Source organism: Brasilonema angustatum (genome assembly GCF_059505445.1).
Genome location: NZ_JCACKO010000142.1, coordinates 85811 through 103845 on the forward strand (window position 1 = coordinate 85811; position 18035 = coordinate 103845).

18 protein-coding genes and 2 pseudogenes are annotated in these 18035 nt (G+C 40.9%); 2 read left to right on the forward strand and 18 right to left on the reverse strand.

Annotated features, from left to right (window positions below; all coding sequences use genetic code 11):
- Window positions 1-11 precede the first annotated feature (11 nt).
- Window positions 12-569 (reverse strand): DUF2808 domain-containing protein, encoded by a 558-nt coding sequence (locus AC5JM2_RS28450; protein ID WP_495838307.1) that lies wholly within the window; start codon window positions 567-569, stop codon window positions 12-14.
- Window positions 570-909: 340 nt separating this feature from the next.
- On the opposite strand from AC5JM2_RS28450, the gene AC5JM2_RS28455 reads away from it, so the two are divergent.
- Complete coding sequence (locus tag AC5JM2_RS28455; RefSeq protein WP_495838309.1) at window positions 910-1395, forward strand: DUF4149 domain-containing protein; 486 nt, start codon at window positions 910-912, stop codon at window positions 1393-1395.
- 38 nt (window positions 1396-1433) lie between these two features.
- Here the strand turns inward: AC5JM2_RS28455 and AC5JM2_RS28460 are convergent, their stop codons facing one another.
- The 12 genes and pseudogenes from AC5JM2_RS28460 to AC5JM2_RS28515 all read right to left on the reverse strand — a co-directional run bounded on the left by AC5JM2_RS28460 (window position 1434) and on the right by AC5JM2_RS28515 (window position 11683).
- On the reverse strand, window positions 1434-1712 hold the full coding sequence (locus AC5JM2_RS28460; RefSeq protein ID WP_495838311.1) for a TMEM165/GDT1 family protein: 279 nt from the start codon (window positions 1710-1712) through the stop codon (window positions 1434-1436).
- Between the two features lie 59 nt (window positions 1713-1771).
- Window positions 1772-2200: a TMEM165/GDT1 family protein gene (locus tag AC5JM2_RS28465; protein ID WP_495838313.1), complete on the reverse strand. Its 429-nt coding sequence runs from the start codon at window positions 2198-2200 to the stop codon at window positions 1772-1774.
- A gap of 164 nt (window positions 2201-2364) precedes the next feature.
- Complete coding sequence (locus AC5JM2_RS28470) at window positions 2365-3675, reverse strand: ABC transporter substrate-binding protein (protein WP_495838315.1); 1311 nt, start codon at window positions 3673-3675, stop codon at window positions 2365-2367.
- 64 nt (window positions 3676-3739) lie between these two features.
- On the reverse strand, window positions 3740-4615 hold the full coding sequence (locus AC5JM2_RS28475) for a class I SAM-dependent methyltransferase (RefSeq protein ID WP_495838317.1): 876 nt from the start codon (window positions 4613-4615) through the stop codon (window positions 3740-3742).
- A 163-nt stretch (window positions 4616-4778) separates the two neighbouring features.
- Window positions 4779-5549, reverse strand: coding sequence for an FkbM family methyltransferase (locus tag AC5JM2_RS28480; RefSeq protein WP_495838318.1), 771 nt, complete (start codon window positions 5547-5549; stop codon window positions 4779-4781).
- A gap of 145 nt (window positions 5550-5694) precedes the next feature.
- Window positions 5695-6408 (reverse strand): class I SAM-dependent methyltransferase, encoded by a 714-nt coding sequence (locus AC5JM2_RS28485; RefSeq protein ID WP_495838320.1) that lies wholly within the window; start codon window positions 6406-6408, stop codon window positions 5695-5697.
- 54 nt (window positions 6409-6462) lie between these two features.
- The gene (locus AC5JM2_RS28490) at window positions 6463-7509 is read right to left on the reverse strand and encodes a glycosyltransferase family 4 protein (protein ID WP_495838322.1); all 1047 of its coding nucleotides are present in this window, start codon (window positions 7507-7509) and stop codon (window positions 6463-6465) included.
- A gap of 9 nt (window positions 7510-7518) precedes the next feature.
- On the reverse strand, window positions 7519-7896 hold the full coding sequence (locus AC5JM2_RS28495) for a 6-pyruvoyl trahydropterin synthase family protein (protein ID WP_495838324.1): 378 nt from the start codon (window positions 7894-7896) through the stop codon (window positions 7519-7521).
- Window positions 7897-7900: 4 nt separating this feature from the next.
- Window positions 7901-8908, reverse strand: coding sequence for a zinc-dependent alcohol dehydrogenase (locus AC5JM2_RS28500; protein ID WP_495838326.1), 1008 nt, complete (start codon window positions 8906-8908; stop codon window positions 7901-7903).
- A gap of 89 nt (window positions 8909-8997) precedes the next feature.
- Window positions 8998-10020 (reverse strand): RibD family protein, encoded by a 1023-nt coding sequence (locus tag AC5JM2_RS28505; RefSeq protein WP_495838428.1) that lies wholly within the window; start codon window positions 10018-10020, stop codon window positions 8998-9000.
- A 96-nt stretch (window positions 10021-10116) separates the two neighbouring features.
- Window positions 10117-10680: pseudogene (gene ribA / locus AC5JM2_RS28510) on the reverse strand (GTP cyclohydrolase II); the annotation flags it as partial.
- 652 nt (window positions 10681-11332) lie between these two features.
- Complete coding sequence (locus AC5JM2_RS28515; protein WP_495838328.1) at window positions 11333-11683, reverse strand: YkgJ family cysteine cluster protein; 351 nt, start codon at window positions 11681-11683, stop codon at window positions 11333-11335.
- A gap of 148 nt (window positions 11684-11831) precedes the next feature.
- Here AC5JM2_RS28515 and psb30 point away from each other — a divergent pair, with 148 nt between their 5' ends.
- Window positions 11832-11972: a photosystem II reaction center protein Ycf12/Psb30 gene (gene psb30 / locus AC5JM2_RS28520; protein WP_495838330.1), complete on the forward strand. Its 141-nt coding sequence runs from the start codon at window positions 11832-11834 to the stop codon at window positions 11970-11972.
- A gap of 201 nt (window positions 11973-12173) precedes the next feature.
- Here psb30 and AC5JM2_RS28525 read toward each other — a convergent pair whose 3' ends face one another.
- The 5 genes and pseudogenes from AC5JM2_RS28525 to AC5JM2_RS28545 all read right to left on the reverse strand — a co-directional run.
- Window positions 12174-14234: a single-stranded-DNA-specific exonuclease RecJ gene (locus AC5JM2_RS28525; protein ID WP_495838430.1), complete on the reverse strand. Its 2061-nt coding sequence runs from the start codon at window positions 14232-14234 to the stop codon at window positions 12174-12176.
- A gap of 281 nt (window positions 14235-14515) precedes the next feature.
- Window positions 14516-15094, reverse strand: coding sequence for a TMEM165/GDT1 family protein (locus tag AC5JM2_RS28530; RefSeq protein ID WP_495838332.1), 579 nt, complete (start codon window positions 15092-15094; stop codon window positions 14516-14518).
- Window positions 15095-15705: 611 nt separating this feature from the next.
- Window positions 15706-16515: an SDR family NAD(P)-dependent oxidoreductase gene (locus tag AC5JM2_RS28535; RefSeq protein ID WP_495838334.1), complete on the reverse strand. Its 810-nt coding sequence runs from the start codon at window positions 16513-16515 to the stop codon at window positions 15706-15708.
- A 288-nt stretch (window positions 16516-16803) separates the two neighbouring features.
- On the reverse strand, window positions 16804-17535 hold the full coding sequence (locus AC5JM2_RS28540) for an alpha/beta fold hydrolase (protein ID WP_495838336.1): 732 nt from the start codon (window positions 17533-17535) through the stop codon (window positions 16804-16806).
- Between the two features lie 95 nt (window positions 17536-17630).
- Window positions 17631-17834, reverse strand: a pseudogene (locus AC5JM2_RS28545) (chlorophyll a/b binding light-harvesting protein); the annotation flags it as partial.
- Window positions 17835-18035 lie beyond the last annotated feature (201 nt).

Sequence of the window (18035 nt, forward strand, 5' to 3'; positions counted from 1 at the left end):
TTTAGGTCTGGTCAAAACCGAAAACCAAAGTTGTAAAATTGCAACCTTCCATAACCGAGAAATTGACCATGAGGTTGCTCTCCCGGCGGAAACGCCGTGACTCCAAATAGGTAGACACCAGCAACCGTCGGGTTCTGCACTGGCTTGAGAGCTAGTGTGATAGTTCTACCTGGAGGTACTGGCGGATCAAATATCAGTGATAGTGTTTTGGTTTTGCTGTCCCTTGTCACATATTTCAAAGCAAGCTTTTGACCTTCTTTGGAAGGCGTTCCTTCAAAAGCAGAAGTGTCTCGCAAGTTAAAGCGCACACGATCTACTCCTTCACGCTGGTGAATTGTAATTGTTTGCAGCGGTTCTCCAGCATTTTCTGGCAGGCCAATGGTAAAATAGTATGTTGCACCCCATACATAAGTATCCTTGTAGGTGGTCACTGTACCCAGCAAGGTCGGTGGTTGGACAAAATAGACTTTACCATCTCGTAACTGAACTGCTTGACTCAAGTCCGCAGTGTATCCGCCTATGACTGTTGTACAAGCAATTGCTGTACCTAAGAAAAATGCTACACGCATTGTTTTGCTTCCGGTGGATCTATGACAGGTGACAAACTTGCCCCATAACTTAATTTTACGATTTAGTTTTGTGTGCTCTACGTTTTCAGAAAAAAAAGGAGTCAGAATTCACAATTGTGAATTCTTCTTCAACGGTACTAGACCTCTGGTAAAAATGGCTATGAAACCTTTACCGCGCTTGCACTAAAAATCATTTTTACCAGAGGTCTACTTAGGCAAAAGATACCCAACTCAGTTTGCAAAGTTATAAGAACTTTGTAAAAGATTATTGACTTGTGTTGTCAAAGTGCCTTGTTAAGTTAGAAACTAAAAATATAAACACACGCAATTATTCACAATTATGCAGGCAGTTTCTAGCGTCGAACTTAAGCGACCGATTTGGCAAAATGTTGCCATATTAGCTTTAGGCTTTTGGCTCAGTGCCAGCTTATTTCTTGACTTGGTAATTATGCCTACTCTTTACGTTTCTGGCATGATGACTCAAGCCAACTTTGCTTCAGCTGGCTATACACTTTTCTGGAATTTTAATCGTATCGAATTGCTCTCTGCTGGCTTAGTATTAACCAGCGTGTTAGCTGTGTGCAACAGCCAATCTCAGTGGCGTCGCGGTGCAATTATTTTGTCTGTATTACTGCTGGCGATCGCTTCTATTAACACCTACTTGTTCACTCCGCAAATGTCTGCCCTCGGAATCGAACTGAACCTGTTTGAGACAACTGCTGAAATTCCAGCAAGTATGAATATACTGCATGGTGGTTACTGGATTTTGGAAACAGTAAAACTATTGGTAGGTGGCACACTTTTGAGCTGGTGCTGGCGACGATAACTGGATGAGGAATGATGAATGATCAATGGTAAAACACTTCATTCCTCGTTGTTAAAAAATAATAGGCGTATTGCAAGTATGGCAAATCCCACGGCGGCGATCGCTTTCAACAACCTTGTGGGTAATACCTCTGACACCGCTCCCCCCGCCAAAGCTCCCAATAAGCTAGTCAAAAGCAGTGCGCCAGCTGTACCAAAAAACACCGCACGCGGAGATTGACTACGACCTGAAAGCGCAATTGCAGCTAACTGGCTTTTGTCACCCAATTCTGACAAAAAAACCGTAATAAAGCTTAATCCTAAAAGATGCCAATCCATAGTTAGTCAAGAGTCAAGAGTCAAGAGTTCTTATCAGTCACACAGGTTAATTAACTAAATTATTTGGTAATTACCAAATCCCAAAATAACATTAACGAAATTAGCAGCAGCATTATCCCTGCTGCTTTTTCTATAGTTTTTGGGGAGAGTTTGCTAGCGATCCAACTGCCTAACAGGACACCCAATAGACTAGTCATGACTAGCGCGGTGGCAGATCCCAAAAACACAACCCACGGAGAATGTGATTGCGCACTCATCAATAAAGTGGATAGCTGTGTCTTGTCACCAATTTCCGCCAGAAAGATGGTCAAAAATGTCGTGGCGAAGATGACTACTGGGGTTTGCGGCTTAGTCGGTTTCTCAGAAACCAAAGGTGACGACGCCTCAACTGAGGTAGTTGGACTATTGCAATCTAGTTCATCTTTTTGCTCTAGCTGGCTTTGGGTTGCAGATGTAGTAAGGTTCAAGGGCTTGGAGTCAAGTTTCACAGGCAGTATTTTTTTGCTAGTTAAGTTGTTTTCATATTCTTCTCATTTTCTCAATATTTTTCACAAATAGCAAGGGAATAGGGAACGCTTAACGCTTAATAGGGAATTCTGAACGCTTAACTCTTAACAGAACCTCGTAAAATCTCACTTTTGCAAGAGATCTATTAGCTTTTAGTCCCAAGTAATAGCCTGGTTTCACTAGCAGCCGCTTGCATCGCGCCCTCCGAAGTCATGCGATTTGTCAATGCAGCACTCAGATAACGTTGCAAAATATCTGATGCTTGAGCATATTGGCCAATGGACGGACGTAAAATGCTTTTATCAGCGATCTTGAGTAACTGAGGATAATGAGGATATTTGCTGACGACTTGTGGGTCACTAAACAGTGAACGTTGGCTTGGTACAAAACCCGATTTAAAAATAAATTGGCGCTGTGTTTCTTCACTGGTAAAGAATTGAATTGCTTTCCAAGCTTCTTGAGGATGTTTTGAAGATTTGCTAATTCCTAAACCAAAACCACCTAAACACCCTCCTGGACTGTTACCAGAATTAGCAACCATTGGTTTCATCGCTATTTTATCTTTTACAGGGGAATCTTCAGCATTAGCTAAAGGCCAAACATAAGGCCAACTTCGTAAAAATGCTGCTTGACCGCTTTGAAAGATACGTCTTGTATCTTCTTCAATATATGTTGTGACTCCAGGCGGAGAAATTCCTTGTTGAATAGTATCTTTGAGAAAAGCGATCGCCTTTAATGTCTCAGGTCTATCTAGCCCTACTTCTAAAGTATCAGGATTCATCCAAAATCCACCGAAACCTTGCAAGACTTCCATAAACATGGCAACCAATCCTTCAGATTGACGACCTTGCCAAAGGTAACCCCACTTAACTTTTCCTTGCTCTTGTAAGGACTTAGAAATTCTGAGTAGATCTGCGAATGTTTCTGGTGGTTGAAAACCTGCTTGTTTGAGCAAGTCTTTACGGTAGTAGAGAACTCCAGCACCAGCATACATGGGAATTCTGTAAAGCTTACCTTGGTAGCGTCCGGCTTCTATATGTGCAGGAAAAAAATCAGCTAACTCTTCTTTTGTCAAGCGATCGCTCAAATCTAACAACCATCCAGCAGCAGCAAACTTGGGTGTCCAAATGACATCCATCATTATCATGTCATAAGGAGAATCTCCCAAGATATATGCTGAAGTCAGCAGGTCTTCCTGTAAATTTGGCATACCCGGACCTTCAATAAGATTAATACGAATGCCCGGATTTTTTGCTTCAAAGTCTTTGATAATGCTTTGCTTCCAAAGTGCAGCATCAGTCGCATTCAGCATCATATTCAGGACTACTACTTCCTGTGATATGGCTTGCGGGATGGAAAGCAACATGATGCCCAATACAATAGCAAAAAATATTCCTATCCGCCATTTCAATTTTTGTAATATTTTATGCTGTTGTTTGGTTTTTTTTTGAGACATTTTTAGCAAAATCTCTTGGATCTATAATTTCTTCTTAAGATTTTTATTGATACTTAAATTATAGCTACTCCCAGTAACCCCAAAAATCTTGATGCGTGACGTTACAACTAAGTTTGTTTTGAGCAATCATCTGTTGCTTTTCTTGCAACCAGGTGTTTAACTCATGCTGTGAAGTTGCTGAATCAAGAATTTCTGGGATTGATTCTTCCATAAACTTTAATTTTAACTGAATAAAAACAGGATCGTTGCTACTAATTTCCCACGGACTTTCTCCTTGTGATACCTTCATGCCAATAAGCTTCATTGCCTTCCACATAGAGGAACCGCAGTCAGATCCCATCCCCCTGCCGAAGTCTTGAGGGCGCTGCATATGCTGATTGTAGTATTTAATAAAGTCAGAATCATCCTCAGTTTGAGGAAGAAAATTCATCCCAGTATAGTTAACAGTAGCTAGCAGCGGCAATTGGTACTTTTTTAAACATTCCAGGAATGTTTGAAACTGTTTTTCGCTAAATAGATCGAACACTGCATTGGCGACAGCTAAGTCGAAAGTATCTAAGTCTATCAGATTCTCCAGATCCAAAATAGAGCCGACAATTCTGTGGATAGTAATTTTATAGACTTGATTTTTCAAGATTAATATTGAGTCTCGCAATTGTGACTCATATCCATTTTCTTGCGCCCAGACGATTAACCTATCAAAGGCGATTTCCAAAAGTTCTTGATTTTGTTCGACCAAAAACCACTCCTGATCCTGAGAAATCTTACTCAGGTAGTAGCGACAGTTAGCACCCGTACCTGCTCCCAAATCAACGATTTTAAGGCTTTTGCGCTTTTTCAGGTATTGTTGGCAGCTTGCTTCCACAATTGAGTTACGTCCCTTGGCATCATAGGGGATGCGCAGTTCCAGCCATTCAGCTAATTTATGGTTTTTATTCATTAGACTTCTTGCAAAGAAAAGAATTTTGGTTTTAAAGAAAAAATTGCCGCAAAAGCAGGTCAAATGCTTGCTGAATTTTAGCAACCATTAAATCAAGGCCTAGAATTATTTCTTGATATAAAATTATATTGGGATGAATGAGTCTATTGGAACAAAAATTGCTTCATAGGCTCTCAAGACTAAGCAAAGAACGTGCATATACATCACCAGAGTTTGCATCAGGTGGCAGACTTCTGAGTTGAGTGATCATTTCCTGAGAATTCAGCCAGTTAGCTGACTGCAATTGATACGATTCGCCGAACTTTGCCGGTTTCCAGTTGAACTCATAAGGTCCTAAATGCTTCAATTGTTCAATGCAAGCCACAGCAATGTTTATTGCACTCGGAGTGTATTCAAACGAAAGAGCACGAATAGGTTGCGATAAGCCACGCAAAACTTCGAGTTCGTTACCCTCTACGTCAATCTTGCAAAAAGCGGGCTTACCATACTGAGTGATGAGGCTATCAAGGGTTGTTACCGAAACAGACACGGTTGTATCCCAGCGTACATGAGCGAAAGAGTCAACCTGTTGAACAGCTTGCATCCAATCACGGGAGAGGGTGGTTACAGTTGGGGTACGTCGGCTCACCAATAAGTCTTGCGTCCCAGGAACTACACCAACAGCTTGTTCAACAAGGGTTATCTGGGGATTATTGCCGTACCAGCGTTTCAACAGTTGCATACACTGAGGTTGAGGCTCGATGCCGACAACGTGGGCACCAAGACGAGATAAGGCAAGAAGATGATTGCCAACATGGGCACCGATGTCAAAACAAACATCCCCTGGTTGAACGAACAGTGAATAAAAGCGTGACAACTGACGGATCCGAAAGGGAATACCGTAGTACATTAATAATGAGCGAAGAATCCCTACCTGCTGCGAGAAAGATGACATATTAATTCTTTCCTGATGATTTAGTAGTTCTATAGGACTATGATTTGATTTTTGAAACACACTAAGAAAATATTCTCGCAAAAGCAGATCAAATGCTTAGTGAATTTTAGCAACCATTAAATCAAACCTTAGAATTATTTAAAGATTATAATTTTTCTGGTATTTCTATTAGGTTGGAATTTTTTAGTTCTATAACAGCTAATCCATTAGCGCAACTATAAGGAGAATCATAACAAACATTTTTTAGCTCATCTTGATTTGTCTGTATCCAAATTTGATAAGGATTATCAGTTTCTACTTCTGAAGCAATACGTTTGAAATAACTTACTTGAATAGCGACTTCAGGTAATTTGTATTTTTTTGTAAGCCGTTCTAAATAATCTTGGTTAAACTGAATATACCAAATTCCATCAGTAAATTTCCCAAATGGAACAGTAATAATCGCTCTTCCAGCAAGATTCAGCAGGGTGTAAATTTTCACAATTGCTTTAAGAGGAGCTTCTAAATCTCGCTCTATAGAACATTCAAAATTATCCCAGTTTTGTCCTATATGCTCAACTGTTGATATGCTTACTATCAGATCGTATTTGTCCAGAGCAGAAACATCCATTAAGTCTATATTTACAACATCTGCGGCTACCTCATATTTGTCAACTACTGTACGAGATATTTTATTGTATTCGTTCTCATAGTTGCAAAGTACATTTCCTACTTCAAGTAATTTCTCGCCGACGTTACTCTTAGATAGAAAATCTAGTATAATTGGTATTTCAATTGCGCGCTCTGCAGTATTATTATAAGGAATTAGATTATACCGCAAAGACTTTCCGTTCCAAGTAAAAGTTTCTTCCCATTTCATGAACAACCCTCGATCAAATCATAACTTAGATATTATTGTGTCTGTCTAGTTACACTAGTCATTTGTAAATGCTTGTAAAAAATCTCTATAAGTTTGATCCCAATTGTTAAACGATAAGTTATCAGTACGATTCAAAGCTTCTTTACGTAACTGATTAAGTTGATTACGATCTGTAAGCAACCTTTTGAGTGCCATGAAAAATTGTTCCTGCTTACCTAGCGGTAGGACTATCCCATTGACTCCATCCTCAATCCAGTCAGCTATTGCTCCTGTTGCATAAGCTAATACTGGTAGCCCGTGAGCAACTGCTTCAGCAGTAGCCATAGAATAACTCTCATAGGTAGCTGGGGAGATATAAAGATCGGACTGGGACAACAACTCCAACATAGTTTTTTGAGGAACAACCCCATGAACAATTACGGCATCTTGCAGTTGTGCACGCTCCCTTAACGCCAGAGTCTTCTGTTTGTAGTCTTCTTCTTCGCAGTCGCCAACCAAATGCAGCCTAAAATTCTTTGTTTCCATCTGGGCTAACATTTCTACTAATTCAAGTTGCCCTTTGCGTCGATAGAAGGTTCCTATGGTAATTAGAGTTATCGGCTCATTTTGCGATCGCTCTTTGAGATTAGGCAAATGGCAAGCTTGAGCCTTATCGATACCTGGTGATGCTACCACGATTTTATCTGTTTCTATGCCACCACTTAAGATATAATTCCGCAGTTGGAAACTAGGAACGATAATACCCTTCATAGCTTTTAACCACTGCGCTTCATCACTCCAAAGTGCTTTCTTTTCCTGAGTCGAGTAGTAAATATTCAATGACTCAAGATGGTGGAGCATGAGGTAAGTCCGTTGAGCATAGGGAAGAAATTCCTTTAAGGAAGCATTGAATTCAGGAATTGTCAAGTAGAGTGCGTCAATCACAAGGATACAATTAGAGGGCAAAGCACTTAATTGTTCAAGAAGTTCAGAAACAGATCCATTTAAGGGATAAAAAAAATTCTCTCCTTTACCTTCCTCCTCCAAGCGCTTGACAATTTCTAAATTGTAGAGCGAGCCTCCTGATGTGAAATTTAGTTTAGGCTGAATAAAATAGATCATATTTTACGTTCATACCTCGGCTTCATAGCTTCCCCAAGCTATATGGCTTTCCTCCAGAGTCACTTTAAGAAGGCCTTTGAAAAAAGAGCTTACCTGTTTGCTAATTTGCTGGTGGATATAATAACCCATGTATTCCGTCGTTGTATTTATACCCTTAAATTGTTCAAGAGTATCCAGATTTTGGTAGTTTAACGGTTCTAGAACTTCTTTGAGAATTGCGATCGCCTGACCGATATCAATCACTAAGCCATCTTTATCCAACTCAGGTACTTTAAATTCAGCTGTGATTATATAGGTTGCTCCGTGCAGCTTTTGAGCGGGGCCAAAAATTTCCCCTTGGAAGCTATGAGCAATCATGATGTGGTCTTTTACTGCTACAGAAAACATAATTTTAATACTCAACTAACGGTGAAACTGGATGCACTTGACGCTGATATAACTGTGACATAAATTGTGGCAAGTCTTTAAAAGAAATCACAGGTTCCAGGAGAATATCTACGGCTGCATCTGCCAGCAAGTGCAAAACTTGTTCTTTGCGCTGGCGATAGTCAATTAGCTTTCGCATCGGTTTGGCGATCGCGGAAACTTGAGAAGCGATAATTTGTTTGCGCTGGTAATGAAAGGAACCACCCAATTGCAAGGACACTGATTGCGTTCCGTACCAACTCAGTTCGATACAGCGACCTTCAAAAGTCAGGGCATTAATCGCACTCTGAAGTCCAGAAGCAGAAGCGCTGGTATGAAAAACGATATTGTAATTGTCTTCCTTAAAGTCGGTTGCTAAGCGAGAATTTTGCAGCCAAGGTAGTTGTTCTAGGTATTGAATTCGCTGCTGATCCTGTTCCAAAAAGTCTGCCCCAATACCATACTTTTTGCTGAGGACAAAGCTAATGAGAATACCAACAATGCCTGCGCCAACAATTAAAATACGATCTGCGCTTTGCGCAGCAGCGAAGCTATCTTCTTGACTTACTTCGGCATCCCAGACAGCATTCAGGGCTGTTTCCGTGTTGGGAATTAAAGTCGCCCGCTTGCTAGGTAACCAATCTGGCAATTCTAAAGCATCAGAACTCTCCACCACGACTCTCGATTGGTGGGGATGCATGACAAAAAATCGTTTACCCTGATTAGAACCTTCATAAGCTTGACCGACAAGATTGTAACCATACTTTAAAGGTAAGGCAAAACTGCCTTCCATATACCAACAGCGCATCGTTTCCCAACACTCTTCGGGGACTTTTGCTAGACCTACCAGCCGTTCTGTACCCGGACTAATACCACTGTATAACGTTTCCAAAAATAGAGGATCTCTAAGCGAGGCTGTAACTGAGGTTTCTCTAATTTCACCCTTGCTTGGAGAGACTAACCAATAAGCATAAGCTCCAGAATTTGTAGACATCTTTTTTTACATCTCAATTGCGTAGTTTTTAGCGAGAGCAAAAACGGTTAATCTCTCTCCTCACCAGCGGATAAGCATTAACGAGCAAATCAAATGGGTGAGTGCTTATTTAAAAGCGAAAGTTCTATCAGAATTTCTCCATCAAGATCGAAGTGTTTCATTTTAAAGCGGAGTCCTTTGTCGATGGAGTCTATAACTGGAAGGGTGAAACTCGACCGTCCAGAACCCAAAATCAAAGGAGAAAAATGGAGATGTAGTAGTTCTATGCAATCAGCTTGCAAGAAATAGGATACGGTTTGTCCTCCACCTTCCAAAAAAATACTAGAAATGCCATTTTCGTATAAAACGTTTAATATTTCTGAGGGAGCCAAAACGGGATTTTTCTGAGAACCTGTTTTTGGAGAAATCGGAAGATCCAAAATTTTGTCTTTGACTGCTTCTGGTATGACTCGATGCTGCTTTCCTTGAGGATATAACACAATAACTTTTTCATGGACTGCTATCATCTGCAAATCATCCAGCTTCAAATCGCTTTGTCCTTCAATAATCACAGGAGTTGGATGCTTGCCAGTTACTAAACGAACTGTTAGTTTAGGGTTGTCGAGTGTTGCTGTTAGTGCGCCTACCATAACGGCATCATGAAGAGCACGCAGACGATGAGCATGTTTCAAGTTAGCTTCATTGCTAAGCCACTGAGAGTTTCCATTGATTGCTGCAATTCTGCCGTCCAGAGATTGTGCCAAGTGAGCCATCAAAAATGGACGCTTTTCTAGGTAAGCTGCTCGTTGAGCAACTAAGAGCCTTATATATAAGGAAAAAGTTTGCCATCCATTGCTGCTCCACATTCCTTTAAAACATTGCGCATCTTGCGCAAAATCGCTCTGAAAAGAAGAGCCGCATGTGAATATAATGGCAGATTGTACTTGAGAAAATACTTGATCTACAAAATTCAGCTTTTGACAAAAATCATTTGTCAAATCGATGATAATCAATAAATCACTTTCCGGAATCTTGGGTATCTTTTCGTCAGAAACTTTTTGGAAACTCCACGGACTTTCAGCATTACCAAAAAAAGCCCAATACTCATTCTTTTGGGGAGATTCATTTTTCATTGCCTCTTTGCATTCCAGCAATGCCGACCAAATCTCGTCTAAATGATCATCAATTTGAAACGCATTTTTTGCCAGAGATTGTCGGGTTTTTAATTCGAGAAGATGCCCCAGCTTTTTGGTTTTAGTCGTCAAATAATCGAAATTGTAGTCATTGGGTTCAATCGCTAAGGGAATCCGTTCGACTACCTCAATACCGTAGTTTTGCAAACGAGCAATTTTACGAGGATTATTAGTAATCAAGCGAACTTCCTTCACCCCTAAATCCTTGAGGATTTGCGCCGCCATACTGTAGTCCCGCAGATCAGCAGAGAATCCCAGACGTTCATTTGCTTCTACTGTATCTAGTCCCAAATCTTGCAAAGAATAGGCTTTCACCTTATTCAACAAACCAATGCCTCTCCCCTCTTGCGCCAAATAAATTATCACCCCTTGACCTGCTTTTTCAATCATCCTTAGTGCTGTTTGCAACTGCATTCCACAATCACAGCGCAGAGAACCCAAGGCATCCCCCGTTAGGCATTCTGAGTGTATTCTGACCATTACCGGGTTGTCGAAGTTTTCTAGTTCTCCCTTGATGATGGCGAGGTTTTCTGAATTATCCAGAGTATCACGGTAGCCATAGATTTTGAACGTGCCAAATTCACTGGGTAATTTAGCGATCGCTACAGTTTCTGCAAATCCACTTTCAATAATTGGTCTTTGGTGGCTCATAATTTATGACAAGATTTTGGTGTTTCGATGAATTAGTAGTTGGTGTCGAAGATTGCATTAATCACGACTTCAACTTCATTGATATCTGTGGCATAGGCTTGTATTGTAAAAAATCACCGCTCTCATTATCCCTCTTTATTCACTGGTGCTGATTCGATAGAATGGGATAAATCCTGAACTCATTAGAACAACGGTTATGCTACCTAATAAAGGAAAAGCTTTAAACCCTTTGTAGACTAAGAATTATATCATGGTAAGGGAATCGCTAGTTTGTGTTCGATACAAATCTGCCTGATCTATGCGGTATCTATATTGTATAAATCATCGAACTTCAAATGTCATCTTTGTTCAGATGACAGCTTGCCATATTTGCAGAACATTGGAAGATTATAATATCACTCGTTAGATAGATGAAGCTGTTGGCAATTACATAAAAGGTAGAGTTTTTTTACAAATTTGGGATACTCCGTTTATGCGCTAAAAGTCAGAGAAAGACTTTTACCAATTTCGTCAAGAAAAAGGAGAGATCACGGGGGTTGGGTAAAAACCCCCTACACCCTTACACCCTTACACCCTTACACCCTTACACCCCTAGTTTTCGTCAAATACCTACTGCTTGATCAAAACGCAACATCTCCAAACTTCTGTCCCCATACACCCCCTCTATCTGCTGACGACAACAGTCAATGGCAAAATCGTCTAACTCCTCCGGCTCAATACCGTACATATCCTGAAAGATTTCTGATTCTACACGGCAAAATCGCGGACGATCTGGGTAGATGCGACATTCTCGCGAGTCTTTGTCGAAATTTACGCACCATCCTCCTTCACCAACCATGCTCAGATACAATTCCAGTTCCTCTGGTAATAAATACTCATGCAAGTCAGGACGGTCTGCTGGGTCAAGATGACAGCAGGCTCCACATTGCTTAACACATTGCCAAGTAGCCATGACAAAAACCTATTGTGAACGTGCTATTTTTTTCAGTCTTTATAGTTTTTTTTATACTTTTGTTAAGTAAATTAAAGGCGACGGGCGATCGCCGGATATGATCTATTGCGGGTTTGATAATTACATAGCTATTTTTAAAGGAGGACAAATGGACGCTATATTCAATATATTCAGTGGTTTAGGCAATATTCATTGGGTAGTCATTTTTCAACTACTTTTTGTTGCACTCATTATGTTAGCTGGTCCTGCAGTCATTTTTGTACTGGCATTTCGCAACGGCGACCTATAATCCGAGTGCTGAGAACCGAGTACCAGGAGTGAAGTGGAAATGCCCAAGCCCTTTTGGGGCGGGTGTAAGGGCAACTCGCTTTGCTCGAAGTCAAAAATCAAAAATCAAAAGTCAAAAAAATAAAGAACCTCATTACTTTTGGCTTTTGACTTGATACTTTTGACTTGTTTTGCCCCTACACCCCTTTTCTTGACTCAGTACTTAGTACTCATTGCTTAACTCTGATAAAGCTTGAAGAGCAGTTTGAAAAATCTGGTTGTATTGAGGTTGAGAAACATCAACTTGTATAGCCTGTTGACGACTGCTTCCCAGTAGACCGATGCTATGTCCTAGCGGAACAGCTAAAATTTTGCCTTCAAGATTTCCGATTCTTAATTCTGGTACAGAACCGTTTTTATAAATTCCACACGTGTAGTGCTGTTGATTGTACTCAAAAGTGGTTCTTAAAGGCGCTGATTGTGCAGCGAAAAAAATGTGAGACTGGGTTGGAAGCCTAACACCAAGTAACTCCAACTCAATAGTCGTGTTGCCATTAAAGTGATTTTCTCGTAGTTTGTAAGCGATATCCAGTCGCGGCGGTAGAGGAAAGTACTCACGCCAGCGCCAGGCGATCGCTTTAATTTTGTATTCCGAATCATCAATAGTTTGTGTTATGGTCAGCTTGATATGACCCTTGCCCACTATTTGTTGCTCAGTCACTCGAACATTAGATGTCCAAAATACAGGATCTGGGTTATCGATTCCGCACGGTTCTAATACATTAAGCTGTTGATAAAACTGATGATGAATCTGATTGAGTTTAGCAGATGTGTCAATCTTCAAAAGTGGTTTTAAGTGCTGAGGTTCCAGACACTGATTAGCAAACTCGCTTAGACGCGATCGCAATGCTTCTAAATTCTGTGATGGTAAAGAAAAGCCCCCAGCAGCTTTGTGTCCGCCAAATTTCCCAAGTAAATCTTGAGAATATTCTAAAGCATCAAACACATGGAACTCTGGAATTCCACGCGCTGAACCGCGAATCTGTTCCTCATCCTCATATGTCCCAATAAACACCGGGACACCGTAGCGTTCCACCAAGCGAGAAGCAACTATACCAATCACACCGTGGTGCCAGTCAGATTTTACAATAACCAACACACGATCTTGTTGTAGAGAGGGGAGATATTCTATTTCTACAATTTCTCTTGCCTGTTTCTCAATTTCCTCGCACATTTCCTGACGCTGGCGGTTAATTGCTTCGCACTGCATCGCTTTTTCTAGCGCTATCCCCATATCGTCAGTCGTCAGCAATTCGATTATAATTTGCGGATCAGCAATACGACCAATTGCATTAATTCGCGGACCCAACCGAAAGCCAATATCTTCCGGCTTTAGCGATTTTGAATTTGGAATTGATTTGTCCCCCTGTCGTCCTCCTTGTTTCCCTGTGCTTTTTGTCCCTTTGTCTTGCTTGTCCGCTTGTCCTCCATTCAAATTCACTCCAGACATCTGAATCAGCGCCCGCACTCCGGGTAGTTTGGATTTAGGTAAGTGCTGCAAACCGCTTTTTACCCAGTGGCGGTTTACACCAGTTAGGGGAGCGAGATCTGCGATCGTTCCTAATGTAAACAGTTCCAGCATCGAAGTTAAGATGTCATCATTAGCTTGTCCCAATTTTTGGGCGAGGGATACAGCCAAAATGTAGGCGACACCAACACCAGCAATACCTCGATAAGGAGAAGATTCTCGTATTAGTTTGGGATTGAGAATAGCGTGGGCTGGGGGTAATTGTTGAGGGATATCATGATGGTCGGTGATAATAACTTTTAGACCAAGTTCTCTGGCTCGCTCAATTGGTTCAAAAGCTGAGATGCCATTGTCTACAGTCAGAATTAATCCTACGCCTTCGCTATGGAATTCTTCAACAATGCGTTTATTGATACCGTAGCCTTCATGCATTCGACTGGGGATAGCATAATCAACTTGAGCACCCAGCCAACGGAGACTACGCAAAAGTAAAGCAGTGCTTGTCATTCCGTCAGCATCGTAGTCACCGCAGATGGCGATTTTCTCTTGAGAGGCGATCGCCTCTGGCGTTGCGCTCGGCGCAATCGCATTGTGCAATAACTCCAGACTCATTCCCAAATCAGGAAAGTCTTCCAAAGGCGAAGGTAATATCAGGTTTCCTGAATTTAAAAAAACTTGTGCTTGTTCTGGCGTTTCAATACCTCGATTTATCAGCAATTGGTTGATTAAAGGCGATAAACTCGTTGTTTGCGCCATCTGTTGCGCTAATTCTGTTTTTTGAGGATAAATTTGCCACCTTTGGTTAGGTAGTTGTTGATGAGGACGGTGAGACAGCGCTGCAGGAGGGTTTCCCTCCGTAGGCGACTGCGTTAGCGCAGCGGAACCGCAGGTTCTCCCCGAAGGGGAAAATTCAGGTGTGAATTTGTCTAACACTATAGAGATGAGGAATTTGAACTACCTACACTTTACGGTAATTCACACGGGACGTTGAAAGCCCTCTCTATTTAGTAGTAATGAACGTTTTTACCTTTTGAACTTTAAGCTCTGATAAGCATGCTGATGCCAACGACGGCAAAAGCACTGGCAGCGACTCGCTGCAGTAACTGTGGTTGAATCCGATGCTTAAGTTGAGAACCAACAATCACTCCAATCGCTGCTACTGCCCAAAGGGCTAAGGTAGCTGATGTGAAAATAGTTAATGGGGATTGATATTTTGCGACTAATGTGGCGGTTGCTAATTGAGTCAAATCTCCCCATTCAGCAATAAAAATCGTCATGAATGCTGCTGCTACCGATTTATAAAATTGTATAGTTTTTCCTTCTGATTCAGATTGAGGTTTTTCTGTCTGAGAGTCTTTTCTACACCACATCATGACAGCAAAGACTAGGAAGAGAATTCCTGCTGTAATGTGGACAAATTGGGGTGGTAGGAGACTCAACAAACTTCCACAGGCAACAGCCACGACACTTTGAATAACAAAGGCAGCGGCTGCACCTAGAAAAACTGCGAAGGGGTTATGACTAGTTGCAAGAAACAAGGCAGCAAATGCTGTTTTGTCCGGTAATTCTGCTACAAAAATCAGTGCAAAGGTAGAAACAAAAAGACTTAATTCCATAGTACAGGCTTCCAAACTTCTCAGAATCGACATCAAAGCATCTGAGTGAGCCTGATGAGTGTGCTAACACTTCACCAAGCTCACATATAGATGTGAACTTAGTGAAGGTCTCGCCTCTCAAGTTTGAATGCTTAGCTCAATGTAAACAGGTTAAGCATAGATGAAAACTTGTTACCCAAACCAGGCAAGTGCCAGTATGTTGATTTGGGTGACTGGTTATTCAGCAACCAGCAGCTACTCCCCTTCAAACAAGAATTATCATAACATATGAAAACACAAAACACTATATCAAATAAAAGTTTTGGCGTTTATTCCATTCATTTTTTCTTCACTTTTCTTTCATTATCTTTTCATTTTTGTGATGTATTTTCTTCCTGTGAAAATCCCCTACGCTATCTTTATGAAATAATATACAGACCGTGTAGTCAAAAAGTGTCAATGAGTTGACATTAAAAAAACCACAAGCCGATGAAATTGTAGGAGATAGAACACTTAGAAGGATAGGAGGTTAGGAATTTAACTCGTCTTTAGACATCCCTGATTCATTCAACGTCTCTTTTACTGCTTCAAAGGTTTGTAAACTGGGATGTGATTATCGTAGATTTGAATTTTCAGCTTATTTTTCCCTCATGGATACTTCTTACTACTTCTGTCACTAGCTTTCTGGGAGTAAATCTTACTAATTCAGCGAGTATCTTATTTTTTACACCCGGAATAACAACAGCTGTGTTCGCGAATAAACCAGCATAGCCAATTTTGGCTACACTTTCTGCACTCATCATCTTCTTGTTTTTGAGGAGTTCAGAGTCAGCCATCCCGGTTATTTTATGAAAAGCAGATTCTGTCGGTCCAGGACAAAGAACAGTCACAGTGACACCTGTATCTTTTAACTCATTAGCTAGCGCTTCTGAAAAGAATAAAATATAAGTTTTAGTAGCGGAATAAACCGCCATTAAAGGTCCTGGTTGAAATGCAGCTGTGGAGGCAACATTTAGTATTTTTCCGTTGCCTTGATTGACCATATCCTTTAAGAATAATTTCGTTAAATGAGTTAGAGATACCAAATTGACCTGTAACATTTCCATCTCAGCAGTGAGGTTGGTTTCGTTAAATAAGCCATAACTCCCAAATCCAGCATTGTTCACCAGCACATCAACCTTTATGGATGCTTGTTGCAAGTCTGTAAAAATTTCTTCTGGGGCGGTTGGAATAGATAAATCTTTAACAATCTTTATCACATAAATGCCGAACTTTTTTGGAAAATCTTCCGCTATTTCAGAGAGTTTTTGTCCATTTTTATCTACTAAGACAAGATTGTAACTATCACGGGCAAAAAGGTGTGCTAATTCGTAACCAATACCACTAGCTGCCCCTGTAATTAGGGCAGTTTGTTTTTGCTGATTTTGGTATGTAATTCTCATACACGATGTCCGACTGAAATTCTCACCAACAATGAATATTTCCTACCTTAAATTACAAGCTTTGCAGAAACTGCTCATTTTAATAGATATGAGAAATTAAAAATATCTATGTACATGGCGGCAAAGAGTGTATTATATCAATACCAAAAAAAGAGACAATTCTTAATAAATAACCCTAAGTTCCCTTGCGGCTGAACTTAGGGTTTTGCCCAATCGCGCAAACTGCGGATCGCTTGGCTACGGGATAACTTTGGTGCAATGTGAGCGTCTTTATGGACACCTCTAGAGTTATTTTCTGATCTGTAGTGGTTTTTTAGAGATTTGGTATAGAGATTGCCAGAAGTCGAGAATCTGTTCTGCTACAAGAGTCGGCTGGAAGAAGTGAAAGAAATGCCGTCCTTTTTGACATTCCCAATAGCGATCGCCCTTCATCAAAAACGGTCGCCATCCTTGCAGAGCGTCGGGTTCTACAATGATATCGTTAGTGCTACCACAAACCATTAAAGGCGCAGGGACTGGACAGGGAACCAGGCTTTGTCGTTTAAACAGGGAGTGAGGTGAGAGCGAGCAATCTAAGTCTCGTTCCAAAATCTTCTCTAGACGCTTGACAGCGTGTTCATTCTGATAGCCAAATAAGTTATACACCATTGCATTGAGAATTTTTTCCCGAGTCAAGGATGGGCGATGGCTATAGTAATGAGCTTGCCAGTCAACTGCTGCATCAGCACCCACAGCTAATAGGGTTAAAGATTTAACTTTTTCTGGATACCGACGTGTATATAGTAGCCCGAGTAATCCTCCCGTGCTGTGACCTATCAGATGCACAGGTTGCTTGATTGATTGAAGATATTCATCCAGCAGCAGTATTGCAACATCTAAGGAACTAGGTTCATCCTTAGTTTGTGTATATTCCCACTGGGCAATAGTTACAGAACGTGACAATTCACGCAACAATGGTTGAGCAAAGCATAACAAACTAGGGCTTGTGTTCAACCAAATGGCTTCTGGTTGTTTAGACATTGATTTATCCTGTAAGTAATTAGAGTTCTCAATTTCTCGTCAAGCTTATGAATCGCTAACAGTAATAAAAGAAGTTAGCAGTTAACTGTGAGCTATTGCTCATACATTGGCTGATGAGGATTGAAGCGGGACACCTCAAACAGCGTTATTTCCCCAGCCCATAACAAAATCAATCCAGCATGGACAACATGAGCGCCCAGTAATTTACCTGATAGATTGGTGAGACGAAAGTTACCAGTCCACCAAGGTGAGTTGGCCAAATCTTGCTGCACCGACAACGGATGTGTAGAAGTTGTCATTTTACGTCTGTCTGAAGTTTGTTGAGAATTTTCTTTAACAACTGTAGAAAAAAGCTTACACTAAAATCAAAATTAATGAAATAAACTCTCATTAAATCTTTAAATTTAAGGAAGATGGGCACAGTTGCGCCGATGGAGCGTGCGGCAACACTGCATCGGCGCAACGAGATTAGCACCCTCAATCTGGGGCATTTTGATGCA